This window comes from Pseudomonas sp. NFACC02 (assembly GCF_900110765.1).
In the GTDB taxonomy this organism is placed as follows: Bacteria; Pseudomonadota; Gammaproteobacteria; order Pseudomonadales; family Pseudomonadaceae; genus Aquipseudomonas.
On sequence record NZ_FOEO01000001.1, the window covers coordinates 1 to 16,296 of the forward strand.

Genomic DNA, 16,296 nt, shown 5'->3' on the forward strand with positions numbered 1-16,296 from the left:
AGAATGGGCGGTAAGGCAGGAATTTACCGTCCAGCGTGATCACCGCGCGGGAGCCGCCTTCCGGGTCTTCGACTTTCTTGATGTCCATCTTGAAGTTGATGGCGCTGATGATGCCGTCGCCGAACTGCTCGTGGACCAACGCCTTCAACGTGGTGCCGTAGACCTGAATCATTTCGTAGAAACGGTAGACGGTCGGGTCAGTCGGCACGCCGCTTGGCAGGCTGCCACGCAGAGGAATCGCTTGCAGTTGACGCACCTCATCAGCGCCGAGTTCAAGGCGCTCGCCTATGAGCTTCGCCACGTCCGTCGACAGTGGGTGTTGACCCAACAGCGCTGCGGTCACGTAGGTCAGGCTGAGGCCAGTGCCTTCGGCCAGTTGTTCGAAGGTCAGGCCTTTTTTAGCCTTGATGTCGAGCACTTTGGCGGTCAGGGCAAGGGTTGGATCCTGGTAAGCATTGGACTGGGTCATGTCGGTCACTCCGATAGGTAGATTAAGTGTTAATACTCGCGGTCTTCAGCCTGTATGGCCAGTGCCTACCACTTCATACTCCACGACGTGAACCACGCCTTTGGAATCCTCGTAGGTCATCTGAACAGTCGACACATCCTTGAACTCATCGGGTGCGGTCTGGCTAATGACTTTGGCAATGTCCAGCTCGGTGCCGTATCGATAATGCTCGACGGGGATTTGATCAGCGGCGTGGGCTGCGAAACCGGTGAAAGTCAGGGCGGCGATCAGGAAAGACTTGTACATGGTGAAATCCTCTTTAAGTAAGTAATGGTGAATTTCAAGTGCAGGAAGCCAGCGCATGGACATCCATGCGCACACGCTTCGGGGTTCAGGCGTTCGGGGTGAAACTCAGGCCGCAGCGGTCTCTGGGTTTGAGCCGTAGGCGCAGGTCTGGGGATGCTCGCTCAGCGAGACGAACTGGTTCGTGCGTCCATCAAGGGCTTCGACGGCCCCGCTTTCGATGTCATACACCCAGCCGTGCAGGTTCAGTTGGCCTTGTTGACGCGCCAGGCGCACGCTCGGATGGGTCAGCAGGTTAGTCAGTTGAGCCGCTACGTTTTCGCGGACCATCGAACTCAATTTGTGTGCCGGCGACAGATGTGTGCGACCTTGATTGATGACCTTGGCCGAGTCAGCGTGGCGCAACCAGCTGGCGACGGCAGGCAGATGATCCAGGCATTTGCACTGGGAGATCGCGGTCATGGCGCCGCAGTCGGAGTGTCCGCAGATCACGATGTCGGTGACGCCAAGCACCGCCACTGCGTACTCAACCGTTGCGGAAACGCCGCCTGGCTCGGGGCCGTAGGAAGGTACGATATTGCCAGCATTGCGAATCACGAACAGTTCACCCGGCTCTTGCTGCGTCAGCATCTCCGGAATGACCCGGCTGTCTGAACAGGTGATGAAGAGCGTGCCCGGTTGTTGTGTAGTCGACAGGTGCTTGAACAAGTCAGTGCGTTGCGGAAATGCTTCTGTCTGGAACTTCAGGATGCCTTCGATGAGCGCTTTCATGGTGTTGGTCTCGGAGTCGTTTGCTGTTGAAGCCATATTGGGCATCACGCGTTATAACGTCCAAGACCGATATACAATGCTTTCTATAAGTCATGCCTATAGCTGAAATGGCGCATCCGTTAGCGATTAGATGTGTCGAAATCCAGTTGGCAACTCGTCTTGCAAACGAACCAACTCCAATGTCGATCGACGCTGAGCGCAGCATGCTCTCTCAGAGAAAGCGTAGATGCCAATGCATGCACCGTCGCGCGCACTTCCGGCGCCCTCCCCCAAAATCGCGGCACGAATCGCTAACTTATAAATAGCAATACATATCATTTCCGTTGATTATCAAATACCATTCGCACCGATTTGGCATATGCCAACACGTCTTCTCCTGGCTAAGGCTTTCCGTCGATGCGTCGTACTTTGCTCTCCCTTTGTGTGCTCCAGGCCTGCTCTCCTTCCTCGTGGGCTGAGGAGAATCCCGTCTTACCCCACAGTCTGGAACTGGAAGCGACAGATATCGTGGGTACCGCAGATTATGAGTCGGCCTTTGGCCCGGTGAATGGGTATCACGCGACTCGCTCGGCCAGTGCCACGCGTACTGACACCTCGATCCACGAAACTCCGCAGTCGATCAGCGTCGTGCCCAGGGATGTCGTTGAAGATCTGGGTGCGACGCGGCTACAGGAAGCGCTGGACTACGCAGGCGGTGTGGGTAGGGCCAACAATTTTGGCGGACAAGGCCTCACCACCTTTACGGTACGTGGCTTTACCACAGGCGAGTTCTATCGCAACGGGTTCCCGATCAATCGGGGCTACCCCAACATGCCTGACGCCAACTCAATCGAGCGTCTTGAGGTCATCCGTGGCCCGGCCACAACGTTGTATGGGCGTGGCGATCCAGGCGGCACTTTCAATGTCGTCTCCAAACAGCCCACCGCCGAGCGTACCGTGACCTTGGGCAGTCAGCTCGACGATCAGGGAATGAAACGCGGCACCCTGGATGCGTCTGGCCCACTGGACGATGAGGGGCGGTTGGCGTACCGACTGAACCTGATAGGAGAAGGAGGAGATACGTTCAGGGATCACGTCGAAACCGAGCGGTACGGCGTCACGCCCGTCCTGAGCTGGCAAGCGTCCGATGACACCAGGATCGTTTTCGAGGGCGATTTCATGCGTAACAACCACCCGCTGGATCGCGGCGTGACGCGTTACCCCAACCAGATCGGTACAGCCTCCCGGGACACCTTCTTTGGAGAGAAAGATGCCGGCAAGCTGCACAACGACAACAATATGGCTCAATTACGCTTCGAGCACCTGCTCAACGAGAACTGGACACTGGCCGGCGGTTTCCAGTGGCTGGACGGCACCTTGAAAGGTAACGCGATCGAAGCTAATGGCGTGGCGGCGGACGGCCGTACCCTTGGTCGCAATTTCAACTACCGCAAGCTCGACTGGACGGATAAGGACACGCAGCTGAACCTGACCGGCCATTTCTCGACGATGGGTTTCGACCATACGTTGCTGACCGGCGTGGAGTTCGAAGATTACGATTACAAATCAATTATTCAACGTTCCAGTGGCGCGGTCAGTGCGTATCCGATCGACATCTTCAATCCGGTCTACGGTCAGCCGCGACCTGCGTTGACCCGCACACCGACCCACGATAAGGAAAATCTCAAGACCTATGCCGCCTTCGTGCAGGATCAAGTGGCCCTTACCGAGCGCTTGAGGTTGTTGGGGGCAGCGCGGTTTGAGCGTTTCGAGCATGACTACGACACTTTCGCGCCAGGCGGGAAAAGCTGGGAGGCGAGTGACAACGCGGTGACACCTCGCGTGGGGCTGATCTACGACCTGACGGACACCCTTGCGGTCTACGCCGATACCGCCCGCTCGTTCAAGCCCAACACCGGTGCGAGTCGTCAAGGCGGCGGGTTTGAACCGGAAAAGGGCAAGTCCTATGAGATTGGCGTCAAATGGGAAGCGCTGGATCGCCAGCTCAGCGTCGATGCCGCGATCTATCAGATCGAGAAGCGTAACGTGCTGACGACAGACCCGGTCGACTCAACGTTCAGCGTTGCGGCAGGCGAGGTGCGCAGCCGGGGACTGGACATTAACGTCGCCGGCAATATTACGCCTGAGTGGAAAGTCATCGGCGGTTACGCCTATGTCGACGCTGAAGTGACCAAAGACAACGTCCTCGAATCGGGCACGCGGCTGTTGAACATTCCGAAGAACAGTTTCAGCCTGCTCAACATGTACGAGTTTCAGGATGGCGGCCTGAAGGGGCTGGGTCTGGGTGTCGGTGGGAAATACGTCGATGAGCGTGCCGGGCAGACTGCCAACACGGCATTCACCATGGGCAGCTACACCGTCTTCGATCTGCTGACCTATTACAGGGTCAATGACAAGATCAGGCTTAATCTTGATGTGAAGAATCTTTTTGATCGAGATTACGAAGAGGGCGCGTTCGGGAATGTGTATGCCTACCCTGGAGAGCCTCGTACTGTTCAGGTCGGTGTGTCCTACACACTCTGAGCCGTCGCGCGCATAGCGTGATCCGCTCCGCGAGTGCGGATCAGGAGTGCCCGTGTGTTGACGCACCGCAGACTCGATGCTTGCGGTGCGTCGAGGGCATCTGAAAACTCGCAAGCCATTTTTATAGAATGCTGTTTCATTTAATCCCATCCAATACATGTCTGAGCCATGGAAGCTTGCCATCGCTGATCGCCATTTTTGACGCTCCCTTCACCACGCGCCCTGCGAATACCAACGTGCCTGTTGTTTGACATGCCTGATGCACCGTAAAAAATCATATCGATTTCCAATCTTGAAGCATGTTCAGCGCCTGCTGAAAAAAATCAATATTGATTTTTATGAAACGACATTTCATATTTGCCTGGCAACGAGACCTTAAAACAACAACAGGAAGGTTCTGCATGACATTCTCCAGGCGTCGATTCATTCAGGCCATGGGCACCCTTAGTGCCCTGGCCTCCGTCCAGGCACACGCACGGACGCCCTACTCTTCAGGCGAAGAACGACCCATGCTTCAAGTGCCACATGGGAGCGTTGATAGCCATATGCATCTGTATGACGACCGCTATCCAGCGGCAGCGGATGCCACCTTGCGCCCTCCTAATGCGTTCCTGACCGACTACCAGGCGTTGCAACGTCGCCTGGGCATCCATCGCATGGTCATCGTCACCCCGTCGACCTACGGCACGGATAATCGGTGCATGTTGGAAGGGTTGAAACACAGTCAGGGTGCTGCTCGAGGGGTGGCAGTTGTAGACGGCTCGATCACTGACATGGACCTGGCAAACCTGCACGAAGCAGGCGTGCGAGGGATACGCTTCAATCTCAGCTACGGTGGCGCCGCGTTGAGTGACCTTGAACGGCTTGCCGCTCGCGTGAACGAATTCGGCTGGAACGTCCAAATTGTCGCACCAGGCACACAGCTCATTGACTTGGAATCACGCCTGGCTCAGTTGCCTGCGCCGCTGGTGATCGATCACATGGGGCACGTACCACAACCAGAAGGGACGGACTCGGAAGCTTTCAAAACGATTCGACGGCTTCTGGATAATGAGAAGGTATGGGTAAAGCTATCCGGCCCTTATATACGGTCAAAAGTCGGGCCACCGAGCTATGCAGATGTGGGACTGGTAGCCAAGGCTCTGGTCAAGCTCAAGCCACAAAGGATGTTGTGGGGCTCCGATTGGCCGCATCCGACCATGCAACAGCAGAAGCCAGACGACGCATTGATATTGGATCTGCTGGCGGACTGGGCGCCTGGCGAAGCCGAAAGGACGATGATCCTGAAGGACAATCCAGTTACCCTTTATGGTTTTGATTAACGGGAGATAGCCGTGAACCATAACCGACCCAACGCAGGCGGTACGACTCGCAACAGAGCAGCCGTCCCGCAAACGACGAACGCCCACCAGGCTCAAGTTACCCAGTGCAACTGACGGCAAGGCGCGCCTTGCTTCTTTTCAAGACGCGCAGGCCTTCAAACGTTTTTATCGTTCGCCTTTCTGCCGATCAGCAAGGTCCATCGAGATTATCCCAATGTTGAAACGCCTGATGAGAACAGCGCTGCTTTCCCTGGTTGTCGCCGGAGTGGACGCGATGGCAAAGTCACCCGGGGACCCACCGCCCCCCTCCCCTGAGCCTTTGAAGCTTCTTCTGAGCATCATCAACGAGCGCCTGGAAATCGCCGACCTCGTGGCGCTGACGAAATGGGATAGCGCACAACCTGTTCAGGACAGTGACAGAGAGTCGACGGTGATCGCCGATGCACAACGGCAGGCTGCGAGCTACGCGATCGCGGAAAAAGAGGCAGCGCAATTGATGGCCGCTCAGATTGAAGCGAACAAACTGGTTCAATACGGTTTGCTCGCGACATGGCATTCGGATGGAAAGGCGCCTCTGACTCAGCGTCCGGACTTGAAGAATCAAATCCGTCCTCGGCTGGACGCACTTCAGACCGGGCTGCTGCAGCAGTACGCAAAATTCAGCGCATCGAGAGCTGATCCCGCCTGCCCTCTTTGGCTAAACCAGGCACTGCCACAGTTGGCCAAGGATAGATTGCACGAAATGGCTCTCATTCGGGCAACGGGGGAGTTATGCATCCCTCAACGTCCAGCTTCGGTCGCAGTAAAGCATTGATACCCCAGCCTGTTGACAAGGTGAGGAGATAAATTGCCCGACGATCAATAAAACTCGGTCGAATGTGAGTGGGCGCTCTGCGGCCGCCGTAACGGGATTGCATCCCGTGCCTTTACAGGTATTGTGGGTCCAACTATCCAGGGACGATCTATGGCCACTCACAGCACCAGCGGCTCTCAAAAACATCTGGCCGTTCTCATCGATGCAGATAACGCCCCCGCAGCAATCGTCGAAGGTCTCTTTGAGGAGATCGCAAAGTACGGCGTTGCGAGTGTAAAGCGTATCTACGGGGACTGGACGGGCCCTCAGTTGGGCAGCTGGAAGAAGGTGCTGCTGGACCATTCTATCCAGCCGATCCAGCAATTCGCCTATACCAAAGGCAAAAACGCCACCGACAGCTCGCTTATCATCGATGCCATGGACTTGCTGTATACCCGACGTTTCGATGGATTCTGCCTGGTGTCGAGCGACAGTGACTTCACCCGTCTGGCATCAAGGCTCAGGGAGGAAGGGTTAACGGTGTATGGCTTCGGTGAAGAAAAGACTCCGAAGCCTTTCGTGGCCGCTTGTGACAAATTCATCTATATCGAGCTGCTCCGTGACGAAGTTGCCTCTTCAAGTAGCGCAGAGATCCAGGGCGAGTCGGCAACGCCCGTTGATGCTGCCAAGGCTCCCATCGCTGCTGAGCCCAAGAAGAAGCCCAAGGTCCCCATAGGGTTTATCGCCAAAATCATGGACGACCTTGCCGACGAGGATGGCTGGGCTCACCTCAGCGCGCTGGGAACGAACATCACGAAGCTGCGACCTGATTTTGACCCCCGCACGCATGGATACAAAAAGCTCAGCGAGCTGATAAAAGGGCAACCTCAGGCGTTTGAGATCCAGACACGTAACGGGTCTGGTGGCGCTGCGGTGCTGTATGCGCGACACAGGCAGCCGGGCAAGTAACGCAGCACTGGCTGCCTGCTCTGCAACCTGCGTCGACACTGAGCGGCGGGTTACTCAGAACGGGCTTGCGGTCGGACGGACGATCAATTCGCTGACGTCCACGTCGGCGGGCTGCTCTACCGCGTAGGCAATGGCACTGGCAATGGCCGAAGCAGGAATCGCGATCTTGCGGAACTCCCGCATCTCCTCGCGGCCGCCCTCATCGGAGATACTTTCGGCGAGCTCGGACTCGGTGACACCCGGTGCGATAACCGTGACGCGGATGTCGCCGCCTACCTCCTGGCGCAGACCTTCGGAGATCGCACGGACGGCATATTTGGTCGCGCAATACACTGCGGCGGTGGGGCTTACGGCATACGCACCAATTGAGGCGATATTGATAATCTGCCCGGCGCGCTGTTGCTGCATGAGGGGAAGCGTCGCCGCAATACCATGGAGTACGCCGCGAATGTTCACATCGATCATCCGGTTCCACTCATGGACCTTCAGGGCTTCGAGTCTGGACAGCGGCATGACCCCGGCATTATTGATCAGTACGTCAACACGGCCGTGGAGCTCCACCGCGAAGTCGATGAATGACTGCACGTCCTCCAGTCGAGTGACGTCCAGCGGCACGGCGTCGGCTACGCCGCCCGCTGCACGGATTTCGCCTGCCAACGCCTCCAGCCGATCGATACGGCGGGCACCCAATACGACACGGGCACCTTTGCTGGCGAGAAGACGGGCAGTCGCCTCGCCGATACCGCTGCTGGCGCCTGTGATGACGATGACTTTCTCATTGATATTCTGCATCTCGACACTCCTGTCTTCGCTTTCAAGGTTCCTGCCGGTCAGCAGGTCGTGGAGCAAGATTAAGAAGTCGCAATGCCATGCTGTTAGGCAAATCCTGCGAAGGTTTTGCACAATGCTCCCGGCAATGCAGCCAGGTCGGCGTGGTTGTACGGCAATGAGCACATGCCAAGAGTCCCGTCCTTATCGTTGGCCGCTCAGCTGTGTTAAAAACAACGGCCGCGTCTAACCCGGCAGACAGCCAAAACGGAGGTAATCGAGTTGAGCGACCATGACGCAGAGATAACGCAGCGCAGAGCCGAACTGGCCACGGCGATGAAACGTCATGCTCCCGAATATGGCGTGTTTCAGACGGCGATTTCCCCGCTTCACTTCATCCGTAGCGATGCACCGACCGAGACCATCCACTCCACTCACAAGCCGGGCTTATGCATCATTGCCCAGGGACGCAAGGAGGTTCGCCTATGGGACGAAAGCTATATTTACGATCCTCTGAACTACCTCGTCGTGGCGGTGACCTTGCCGCTGGCAGGACACGTCATCGAGGCCTCCCCGGATCAGCCCTACCTGTGCATAAGGCTGGATATAGACCCTGCGCAAATCGCACAGCTTATTGCCGACACCAGTCCCATTGGCGTACCCGAACGGGAGCCGCATCGTGGGCTATACCTGGACAGAATTGATACATCGCTGCTGGATGCAATGTTGCGTCTGGTGCGCCTCCTCGACACCCCGTCCGATATCCCTGCGTTAGCGCCGCTCGCGCTCAGGGAGATTTTCTATCGCCTGCTAAAAGGCCAGCAGGGCCAGCGCCTGCATGAAATTGCGATCGCCGACAGCCAGACCCACCGCGTTACGAAAGCGATCGAGTGGCTGAACCATCATTACGCCAAGCCGCTCCATATCGATGAGTTGGCCAGCCACGTCAGCGTGAGCACCTCTACCCTTCACCATCGTTTCAAATCCATCACCGCCATGAGCCCGTTGCAGTACCAAAAACAACTACGCCTACAAGAAGCTCGCCGCTTGATGATTTCAGAGGGTCTTGATGTCACGACTGCAGCCTTCCGGGTGGGTTACGAAAGCCTTTCTCAGTTCAGTCGAGAGTACGGCCGGATGTTCGGTGCGCCTCCCAGCAAAGACATCGCGAAAATCCGGGCGACTGCGTAGCGCATTCAGGGCGTATGCAGCCTCTGGGTCAAGGCCTGAAGAGAGAGTGGTTGCTCCCTGAGCGCCTGATGGAGGCTAAGCTTTACCGAAACTTCCGCCACTCAGAAGGAACGCCAAATGCTCGGTTCACGCTCATTGGTTGCAGTCGTTACATGCTTTACGTTGTTGAGCAGCTCGGCATCGGTCCTCGCTGATCCCGGAAACGGGAACGGAAACGGAAAAGGGCACTCCCAGAATGGCCAAGACCATGGCAAGCAGGGAAAACAGGGGAACAAAGGCAAAAACGCCGGGAGCAATGATTGGGACCAAGGCCCAGGCATCGATCGCGGCAGTATCCTGGGAATCATTGGCGGGTCCAGGGACTACTGGCGTCCTGGCCCTGCTCTGCCGCCAGGCATCCAGAAGAACCTCGCGCGAGGCAAACCCCTTCCACCGGGTATCGCGAAGAAGCTGGACGGTCGGCTGCTCGGTCAACTTCCTCGCTACGAGGGGTATGAGTGGCAGCAGGCGGGCACGGATCTGATCCTGGTTGCATTGGCGACCGGTCTCATTTACGAAGTGCTCAACGGAGCCTTCGAATAAGGCCACTCCCCCGCTTCCGAGAGACCTAACGACTGCGTGCAAAGCCGTGCCGCTGGAACTATGAACGGCGGACTAACGTGTGGACCGCCTTCAACGATCCACCGCTTGCACCCCCACTCTTTACTGAGTGGGACACGCCCTCTGAGCGATTAAGCCCGTTGGCGTGGCTTCGCCGGTGATACCGCACCTCAATGCTTTACGTTCATTGCCGCAACAGGCCTTTCACCGTGGAGGCACTATTTTTTTACATTCCGGGTTGTACGCTCCCTGCCGAATGAAACGTTCGCCAGAGACACTTCCGCATGTTGCGCCCCATCAGAACCCCCGAAATTCTCACCGTAGAGGATCTGCTCCTCAACGTGACGCAGTGCAAGGTGGCGCGCGGTGGACGACCGTTGAGACTCAATCCCACCAACATCGAAGTGCTCGCACTGCTGATGCGCAGGAGCCCGGCCATCGTCACACAATCGGAAATCGCCGCGGTCTTGTGGGGGAACGTCATGCTGAAGAACAAGAATGGAGTGGCCACGCGCATTCACGAAATCAGACAGGTCGTCGACATCGGCTTCGACGTGCCGTTGATTCACACGCTCCACGGTGTGGGCTATCGCCTCGCGGCGCCGGAGGTTGGCACGGCCGCCCCGTCCATGCACGAGGGGCGTTGAGCGCAAAACAGCGACCGAATCGTCCCGTTCTTCTGAAAAGCTCCTGCATTGTTTCCAGTCTGGAAATACAGTCTTGTTAAACGATGGCTGGCGAGCGACGAAGTGAGTCGGTACAGTCGAACCCATCAAATCCGCCGATTTGATACCGCTCCTTCAAGCCGCTACGCCGTCTGAGATAACGGAATAGCGGCTTTTTTTTGCCTGTGTTTCGTGTGTCGACTTAAAAGTTTGCAGGTGTATTGGCACTGATGATTTCAGCTTCATCCTGACCGATGTTACGGAAACTGTGCGGCAGCGTGGTCGGGAAGTAGTAGCCGTCACCGGCATTGAGAATGCTGATTTGTCCATCAACCGTCAGCTCGACAGTGCCACGCGTGACCAGACCGCACTCCTCGCCTTGCGCATGCACGATAGGTTCTGCTCCTGAACCCGCGCCCGGCGCGTACTGCTCGCGCAGCATCCGCATCTGACGGCTCGGCACCGACGCACCGATCAACAGCAGACGCAAGCCGTCACGGCCCAGGTCAGGTTGCTCGCCTGCACGGAAGACATAACGTTGTTCCTGGGGAGGCTGGTCGAAGGAGAAGAAGTCGGCCAACGTCATGGGAAACCCTTCGAGCAGCTTTTTCAACGAGCTGACCGAAGGGCTGACACGGTTGAGTTCAATCAAGGAGATCGTGCCGTTGGCGACACCGCTGCGTCTGGCCAGCTCTCGCTGGGACATCTTGTAGCTTTCCCGCACTAACTTGAGTCGTGACCCCGTATCCATGACTGCCCTATGTAAAAAACGGAGAGAATCGGGAAAAGCGGACAGCACGGCATGACACTGCCGGCAGCTCCCCCGTTCGAATGGAGATGATTAGAGCACGTTTGAGCGCCCTGACCTATACGGCCGGGCGACACCTGAACACGGGAAAACCAACTGTGCTTTGGGGAGTATTCCGCAGTGGATCGCCCGACAACGTCAGCGAAATCTTCGACAACGAAAAAGCCCAATCGCTCAGCCTCTGACCGTTCGTCGCCAACTTCTAAATGGGAATTAGTTATAAATGGGTTTTCACAAAATATTCACGCCGTCAGGGTCAATCTGCACCTACTCCTTTTGATCCTTTTTAAGCCCGTCTTCCCCAGCGGGCTTTTTTCTGCCTGCCGTTTGCCGCTGTGGCATTGACCGGATGCCAGTCAAAAAACCCGAACTTGCAACCGCCGTCGATATCCAACTCGCATGTCACAGGAGGATATCGACATGAGCAATGAAACCCGCACCCCACCCGTTCAATCCGATGCACCGCCCACCGACGCATCCGGCAAGCCGGTCAACGTCGTCGAGCGTGATTTACAAGACTCTGACGATGACACCCGTGCCGTGGATGAGGTCATCACGCCGTCCTCAAACAGGGTCAAAGAACAGGAAGTCGAGGACCTTGATCGCAAGACCGCCGAGATCGAAAGAAAGGTCGCTGACGGCAACTGACCGGACCGTCGCGACCACGCTTGCAGGCGGGAAAGGATGCCCGCTGAAAAGTGCCTCATGCACTGGAAAATGTTGTGCTACACCTATTGACGGGTACCATGTCCAGATTTTTCAGGGAATAGACGGTCTTATGCGCTTGAATATGCCGGTTACACAACAGGAACGTACATTTGCCGCCAGCGAGCGCCTCATCTCCACCACCGACCTCAATAGCCACATCACCTATTGCAACGACGCGTTTGTCGCACTCAGCGGGTTCACCCGCGAGGAATTGATCGGGCAACCACATAACCTCGTCCGCCATCCCGACATGCCGCCGCCCGTGTTTGCCCACATGTGGGAGACGATCAAGCAAGGCAAACCCTGGATGGGCGTCGTGAAAAACCGCAGCAAGAACGGTGATTTCTATTGGGTCAGCGCCTACGTCACCGCGGTTTACGAAAACGGCAAGATCGCCGGATATGAATCCGTTCGGTCGTTACCGACACGCGATCAGGTTCGCCGCGCCGAGGCTCTGTATGCGCGCCTTCGGGCGGGCAAGTCGGCGGTATCGGCCTTGAGCACAGCCCGGTATTACCTGCTGCGACAACTGCCCCTAATCATTGCCGCCGTGGTATTGGGCTTTTGCAACTACCTGTTGAGCGGACACGCATCGTTTGCCGCGATGCTTATCACGCTGATTGCTTTGAGTGCCGCGCTAGAGGTTCGGCAGAACCGGGCGCTAAGGACGATATTGAGCGATCACCCAAAAGCCTTCACCGATCCGCTGATCGCGCTGACCTACAGCGATAACCGCGGCCCGCAGGCGCAACTCGACCTGGCGATGCTCAGTGAAGAAGCTCGCCTGCAAACCGCCCTTACCCGCCTGGTTGATGCGGGGGAAAGCGTCAAGCAGCGCGCCGGGCAGTCAGCCAGCCTGTCTTCATTGCAGGCTGAAGCGCTCGATCAACAGCGTAATGAAACCGACCAGTCCGCGACCGCCATTACCCAGATGGCGGCGACCATTCAGGAAGTCACCCATAACGTCCAAAATACCGCCAACGCAGCGCTCGAAGCGGACACCTTGGCGCAGCAGGGCCGTGGATTGGCCGACGACAGCCTGTTGGCGATTCGACATATGGCCAACTCGGTGATGGAAATCGGCGATGCCGTGGGCGAACTTGCTAACGCGACCCAGTCGATTGGCAGTGTGGTCGACGTCATCAATGCCATCGCGCAGCAGACCAACCTGTTGGCACTGAATGCCGCTATCGAAGCTGCACGCGCCGGCGAACAGGGTCGAGGTTTTGCCGTGGTCGCGGACGAAGTTCGCTCGCTGGCGTCACGCACCCAATCCTCTACCGAGCAGATACAAGGGATCATCGGGGAATTGCGCGTAGGCGCCGCCCGTGCCGTTGCCACTGCGAGTCGAGGACAAACGATGTCTCAGGAAAGCGTCGCCAGCGTCGAGGCTGTGCAACAGGCCTTGAGCGGGATCAGCCAGGCCGTTACGCGAATTACCGGCATGAGCCAGCAAATGGCATCGGCGTCCGAAGAGCAGACGCACGTGGCCGAGAACATCAATCAGCAGATCAACCGGATCGCCCAATTGTGCGATCAAAGCGCAGGCCAGGCCCAGCAAGGTTCTGCCATTAGCCGTGAACTGGAGCAGATGGCCCATTACCTGCACAGCCTGGCCGAGCGCTTCAACCGTTGAGACGTCCCGCCCGTCGACGACTGTGCTGAAGGGCTAATCCAGGGGAAACCCGTGGCCCCGCCTGGCACAGTCGCCTGACCCGATCTAACGGCCGTAGGTGGTCGATCTGTGGTCAATGCCTTGAGCCCAGTCGCTGTTCAACGAACGTAATCGCAGGTCTTCTTTGAGACCGGTGATCAGCGAGGCGATGCTGCGGCTGGTGTTGAGCGTCGACACCTCGATGCCGGTCGCCATGAAGTCAGCATGGCCGGTATGTGAGGTGTACAACTGGATAGACATCAGTCCTCTGGCGTCCACCGAGCATTGACATCTGGCGGGCAGGAAGGAGGATTCGATGATTTGGCAGAGTTCGAGTGAAGAGATCATGGTGCATTCCTTTTATGTGTTATGAACTCTGGACTCTGGGTCCTCTGCGAGATTCCGGATATTTTGTTTCTACCGGACGAGCGCGCTGACGCGCCGACAGGTCAGGCGCCGTCTGCCATCATTGGCAGCAAGCAGCGGTTCAAGTGCCGCCAGGACCGAGCAGTGCCTTGACCCTGCCAAGCACTGCCTGGATCTCGAACGGTTTGTCGAACACCGCCACGAACAGATCAGGCCGTGCAACCCCCAGATGCGACTGTGCGCCACTCATCAACATGATGGGCAGCCGCCCCAGGGTCTTGTGCGCCCGGACCGACTCGGCGAGTTCGATACCATTCATGCCGGGCATCATGTAGTCCGTGATGATCAGTTGCGGCTTTTCCCGCTCGAGAATACTCAACGCCTTTGGACCGCTTCCTGCGGTCACAGTGAGGTAGCCCTCATCCTCGAGCGCCAGGCTCAGGATATCGGCGATCAGATACTCGTCGTCGACGATCAATATCGTGGTCATAAGGCCCCCGGTCCGCTCGACACATCGCGAACGAATTGGCGACCGCGGTGTTCACGCGTTACGGGTATCGCCAGGGGCATGGAAATGAGCCTTTTTCACGTCAAGACCCTGACTGCCGATGGTGACTTCCAGCAGCGAAGGGTCGTAGGGGTTGTCCCTGATTTTAAGAATGGACAATTGGCGTTTAAGTTCAGTGGCTTGCTGAAGGAAACCCAGCACCAGCAGGTTGTCGACGATGCTCGAAAGATCAGGCGCGGGCGCATTGATCTCGCCACCCAACACGTTTTGCACTTCCCACGACGCCACCACGGTGACATCGTTCGCACGCAGCTCGCTCATAAGTGCCGTGAACAGGTCCTGTACCCGTGATTTGTCGGCGGCCACCCGCGCCATTCCCCCTAGACTGTCGAGAAAAACACGTTTGATGGATTTTTCCTCGACCACGCGCAGCAGCTCTATGGCCAGCTTGTCGACCAGACCGGCAGCCGTCGATTTGCGCAGGAGGGTCAGTGCCCCCGACCGCTCCATACGCTCAAAATCCAGTCCCAAGGCGGCAGCCTTCATGCGCAGGCGTTGCGGTGATTCATAGAAGCCGAAGTGCAGGCCAGGTGATTCGACCGTCGACGGACCCAGAAAACTGAGGCCGAACGAGGTCTTGCCCGCGCCTGAGGGCCCGACGATCAGCGTCGAGGACGACGTCACCAGCCCCCCGCCGATGAACGGATCCAGGGAAGGCACACCGCTTGGCAAGAGCGAACAATGGTCGCTGTCCCGCAGGGCCGAATCGGTGAGGGTCGTTTCCAGCCTTGGATAGACCACCAGTCCATCTTCCGTGATCTCGCACTCATGGGCTCCGGCAAGCGCGCCGCTGCCCCGCGTCTTGCGCATCTTGATACGGCGTATCGACCGGGTCCCGACCATCTCTTCGCCCAACTCCAGAACGCCATCGACCATGGTGTGTTCAGGACTGCCATCGTCAAGCTGGGAACTGGTCAGAAAGAACACCGTACAGCCCGCAAACGCAGCGTGGCCTTGTAACTCAGAGATGAACCGCTTGGTGTTGAGTGGCGATTCAGCTCTGGAGCGAGCGTTGAGCAGGCCATCAAGGATCATCACCGTGGACTTTTGCCGCACGATTTCCCGGCGCAACAGCTTGACCACCTCATCCAGTCCGTCGTTTTCCATCGTGTCGAACGCGCTGACGAACTGGATCTGATCACCGATCTTGTCTTTGTCGAAAAAACTCAAGGTGGAAAGAAACTGAAACAGACGCTCATGTGGTTCCGCGAGCAAGGTGGCGAACAGGACGCGTCCACCCTCACGCGCATGATTGAAACCAATCTGATTGGCCAAAATGGTTTTGCCCGAGCCCGGACGCCCCTGGATGATGTACGACGATCCGGCGACGAAGCCGCCCTTCAGCAGTTCATCCAATCCTTCAATGCCGCTCTGAAGGCGTTTTAGCTGGTTCAAATTCGTGTCCTCCGCTGGAGTTGTCAGCGTGGTGATTGGCACGACCAAATGCGCGCGATAAAAAATGCGCATTTTTCCGCGTCTAGTCACAGATTCCAAGCGCAATCATCAAGGATGACACGCAGTTACCCGGTAAAGCTCGAATGATCCTCATGCGCGCGGATTTGTGTTTGCAGTCGTTTGCTCTTCAACGCAGCCTTCGGTTTCGGCCCTGGACTGCTCACTGCGGCGCTCGGGATCATCCGGTTTGACGGGTGCCGACAGCGGGTATTCCGGCGTCTCGTCTGGCACCTCTGGTACTTCTGGCACTTCCGGAAAACGGGGATCGGGCGTAGGTGTTTTAGCGCTCATGACCACTGACTCATTCGGTGAATGCAGGGTTAGAGTGCGCGCTCGCTCAGTCGTGCATTTCTTTTCATGCCGATGCGCCGCGCGCCGCTATTT

Annotated in this window: 18 protein-coding genes; 9 read left to right on the forward strand and 9 right to left on the reverse strand. The window is 57.3% G+C overall.

The features are described 5' to 3' along the window. From cynS to BMY73_RS00015, 3 genes are all read right to left on the reverse strand, one after another. Positions 1-469, reverse strand: a 469-nt coding sequence (cynS, locus tag BMY73_RS00005; RefSeq protein ID WP_092404031.1) for a cyanase, incomplete at its 3' end; no start/stop codon positions are given. Positions 470-514: 45 nt separating this feature from the next. Then, complete coding sequence (locus tag BMY73_RS00010) at positions 515-754, reverse strand: DUF2790 domain-containing protein (protein WP_092404690.1); 240 nt, start codon at positions 752-754, stop codon at positions 515-517. 105 nt (positions 755-859) lie between these two features. Then, positions 860-1,522: a carbonic anhydrase gene (locus BMY73_RS00015; RefSeq protein ID WP_092404692.1), complete on the reverse strand. Its 663-nt coding sequence runs from the start codon at positions 1,520-1,522 to the stop codon at positions 860-862. 396 nt (positions 1,523-1,918) lie between these two features. On the opposite strand from BMY73_RS00015, the gene BMY73_RS00020 reads away from it, so the two are divergent. The 4 genes from BMY73_RS00020 (at position 1,919) to BMY73_RS00035 (ending at position 7,129) form a co-directional block, all read left to right on the forward strand. Further along, entirely contained in the window at positions 1,919-4,045 is a 2,127-nt protein-coding gene (locus tag BMY73_RS00020) for a TonB-dependent siderophore receptor (protein WP_092404032.1), read from the forward strand. A 509-nt stretch (positions 4,046-4,554) separates the two neighbouring features. After that, entirely contained in the window at positions 4,555-5,367 is an 813-nt protein-coding gene (locus BMY73_RS00025) for an amidohydrolase family protein (protein WP_238591695.1), read from the forward strand. Positions 5,368-5,581: 214 nt separating this feature from the next. After that, positions 5,582-6,181, forward strand: coding sequence for a chorismate mutase (locus tag BMY73_RS00030; protein ID WP_256570750.1), 600 nt, complete (start codon positions 5,582-5,584; stop codon positions 6,179-6,181). 150 nt (positions 6,182-6,331) lie between these two features. Further along, positions 6,332-7,129, forward strand: coding sequence for an NYN domain-containing protein (locus tag BMY73_RS00035; protein WP_092404033.1), 798 nt, complete (start codon positions 6,332-6,334; stop codon positions 7,127-7,129). Between the two features lie 54 nt (positions 7,130-7,183). Here BMY73_RS00035 and BMY73_RS00040 read toward each other — a convergent pair whose 3' ends face one another. Next, the gene (locus tag BMY73_RS00040) at positions 7,184-7,921 is read right to left on the reverse strand and encodes an SDR family oxidoreductase (protein ID WP_092404034.1); all 738 of its coding nucleotides are present in this window, start codon (positions 7,919-7,921) and stop codon (positions 7,184-7,186) included. Positions 7,922-8,179: 258 nt separating this feature from the next. Between BMY73_RS00040 and BMY73_RS00045 the strand changes: the two genes are divergently transcribed. The 3 genes from BMY73_RS00045 (at position 8,180) to BMY73_RS00055 (ending at position 10,335) form a co-directional block, all read left to right on the forward strand. Continuing rightward, the gene (locus BMY73_RS00045; RefSeq protein ID WP_092404035.1) at positions 8,180-9,088 is read left to right on the forward strand and encodes an AraC family transcriptional regulator; all 909 of its coding nucleotides are present in this window, start codon (positions 8,180-8,182) and stop codon (positions 9,086-9,088) included. Between the two features lie 117 nt (positions 9,089-9,205). Continuing rightward, on the forward strand, positions 9,206-9,670 hold the full coding sequence (locus BMY73_RS00050) for an anti-virulence regulator CigR family protein (RefSeq protein ID WP_092404036.1): 465 nt from the start codon (positions 9,206-9,208) through the stop codon (positions 9,668-9,670). Between the two features lie 302 nt (positions 9,671-9,972). Then, the gene (locus BMY73_RS00055; protein WP_092404037.1) at positions 9,973-10,335 is read left to right on the forward strand and encodes a winged helix-turn-helix domain-containing protein; all 363 of its coding nucleotides are present in this window, start codon (positions 9,973-9,975) and stop codon (positions 10,333-10,335) included. Between the two features lie 220 nt (positions 10,336-10,555). On the opposite strand, the gene BMY73_RS00060 is transcribed toward BMY73_RS00055, so the two are convergent. Beyond that, the gene (locus BMY73_RS00060) at positions 10,556-11,104 is read right to left on the reverse strand and encodes a cupin domain-containing protein (RefSeq protein WP_062381536.1); all 549 of its coding nucleotides are present in this window, start codon (positions 11,102-11,104) and stop codon (positions 10,556-10,558) included. A 477-nt stretch (positions 11,105-11,581) separates the two neighbouring features. On the opposite strand from BMY73_RS00060, the gene BMY73_RS00065 reads away from it, so the two are divergent. Both BMY73_RS00065 and BMY73_RS00070 read left to right on the forward strand, forming a co-directional pair. Beyond that, a complete protein-coding gene (locus tag BMY73_RS00065; RefSeq protein ID WP_092404038.1) occupies positions 11,582-11,809 on the forward strand; it encodes a hypothetical protein in 228 nt (75 codons plus the stop codon). A 130-nt stretch (positions 11,810-11,939) separates the two neighbouring features. Next, positions 11,940-13,505, forward strand: a complete 1,566-nt coding sequence (locus tag BMY73_RS00070; RefSeq protein ID WP_092404039.1) for a methyl-accepting chemotaxis protein — start codon at positions 11,940-11,942, stop codon at positions 13,503-13,505. A gap of 84 nt (positions 13,506-13,589) precedes the next feature. Here BMY73_RS00070 and BMY73_RS00075 read toward each other — a convergent pair whose 3' ends face one another. From BMY73_RS00075 to BMY73_RS27725, 4 genes are all read right to left on the reverse strand, one after another. Next, complete coding sequence (locus BMY73_RS00075; protein WP_062381529.1) at positions 13,590-13,871, reverse strand: DUF1652 domain-containing protein; 282 nt, start codon at positions 13,869-13,871, stop codon at positions 13,590-13,592. Positions 13,872-14,010: 139 nt separating this feature from the next. After that, the gene (locus tag BMY73_RS00080) at positions 14,011-14,379 is read right to left on the reverse strand and encodes a response regulator (RefSeq protein WP_092404040.1); all 369 of its coding nucleotides are present in this window, start codon (positions 14,377-14,379) and stop codon (positions 14,011-14,013) included. A 51-nt stretch (positions 14,380-14,430) separates the two neighbouring features. Beyond that, a complete protein-coding gene (locus BMY73_RS00085) occupies positions 14,431-15,852 on the reverse strand; it encodes an ATPase domain-containing protein (RefSeq protein WP_256570751.1) in 1,422 nt (473 codons plus the stop codon). Positions 15,853-16,002: 150 nt separating this feature from the next. Then, positions 16,003-16,203 (reverse strand): hypothetical protein, encoded by a 201-nt coding sequence (locus BMY73_RS27725; RefSeq protein ID WP_139214045.1) that lies wholly within the window; start codon positions 16,201-16,203, stop codon positions 16,003-16,005. Positions 16,204-16,296 lie beyond the last annotated feature (93 nt).

Excerpts from the sequence above, each read along its gene's own strand:
- BMY73_RS00010 (WP_092404690.1), bottom strand. The coding sequence starts at position 754 with ATGTACAAGTCTTTCCTGATCGCCGCCCTGACTTTCACCGGTTTCGCA.
- BMY73_RS00015 (WP_092404692.1), bottom strand. The coding sequence starts at position 1,522 with ATGAAAGCGCTCATCGAAGGCATCCTGAAGTTCCAGACAGAAGCATTT.
- BMY73_RS00020 (WP_092404032.1), top strand. The coding sequence starts at position 1,919 with ATGCGTCGTACTTTGCTCTCCCTTTGTGTGCTCCAGGCCTGCTCTCCT.
- BMY73_RS00025 (WP_238591695.1), top strand. The coding sequence starts at position 4,555 with ATGCTTCAAGTGCCACATGGGAGCGTTGATAGCCATATGCATCTGTAT.
- BMY73_RS00030 (WP_256570750.1), top strand. The coding sequence starts at position 5,582 with ATGTTGAAACGCCTGATGAGAACAGCGCTGCTTTCCCTGGTTGTCGCC.
- BMY73_RS00035 (WP_092404033.1), top strand. The coding sequence starts at position 6,332 with ATGGCCACTCACAGCACCAGCGGCTCTCAAAAACATCTGGCCGTTCTC.
- BMY73_RS00040 (WP_092404034.1), bottom strand. The coding sequence starts at position 7,921 with ATGCAGAATATCAATGAGAAAGTCATCGTCATCACAGGCGCCAGCAGC.
- BMY73_RS00050 (WP_092404036.1), top strand. The coding sequence starts at position 9,206 with ATGCTCGGTTCACGCTCATTGGTTGCAGTCGTTACATGCTTTACGTTG.
- BMY73_RS00055 (WP_092404037.1), top strand. The coding sequence starts at position 9,973 with ATGTTGCGCCCCATCAGAACCCCCGAAATTCTCACCGTAGAGGATCTG.
- BMY73_RS00060 (WP_062381536.1), bottom strand. The coding sequence starts at position 11,104 with ATGGATACGGGGTCACGACTCAAGTTAGTGCGGGAAAGCTACAAGATG.
- BMY73_RS00065 (WP_092404038.1), top strand. The coding sequence starts at position 11,582 with ATGAGCAATGAAACCCGCACCCCACCCGTTCAATCCGATGCACCGCCC.
- BMY73_RS00070 (WP_092404039.1), top strand. The coding sequence starts at position 11,940 with ATGCGCTTGAATATGCCGGTTACACAACAGGAACGTACATTTGCCGCC.
- BMY73_RS00075 (WP_062381529.1), bottom strand. The coding sequence starts at position 13,871 with ATGATCTCTTCACTCGAACTCTGCCAAATCATCGAATCCTCCTTCCTG.
- BMY73_RS00080 (WP_092404040.1), bottom strand. The coding sequence starts at position 14,379 with ATGACCACGATATTGATCGTCGACGACGAGTATCTGATCGCCGATATC.
- BMY73_RS27725 (WP_139214045.1), bottom strand. The coding sequence starts at position 16,203 with ATGAGCGCTAAAACACCTACGCCCGATCCCCGTTTTCCGGAAGTGCCA.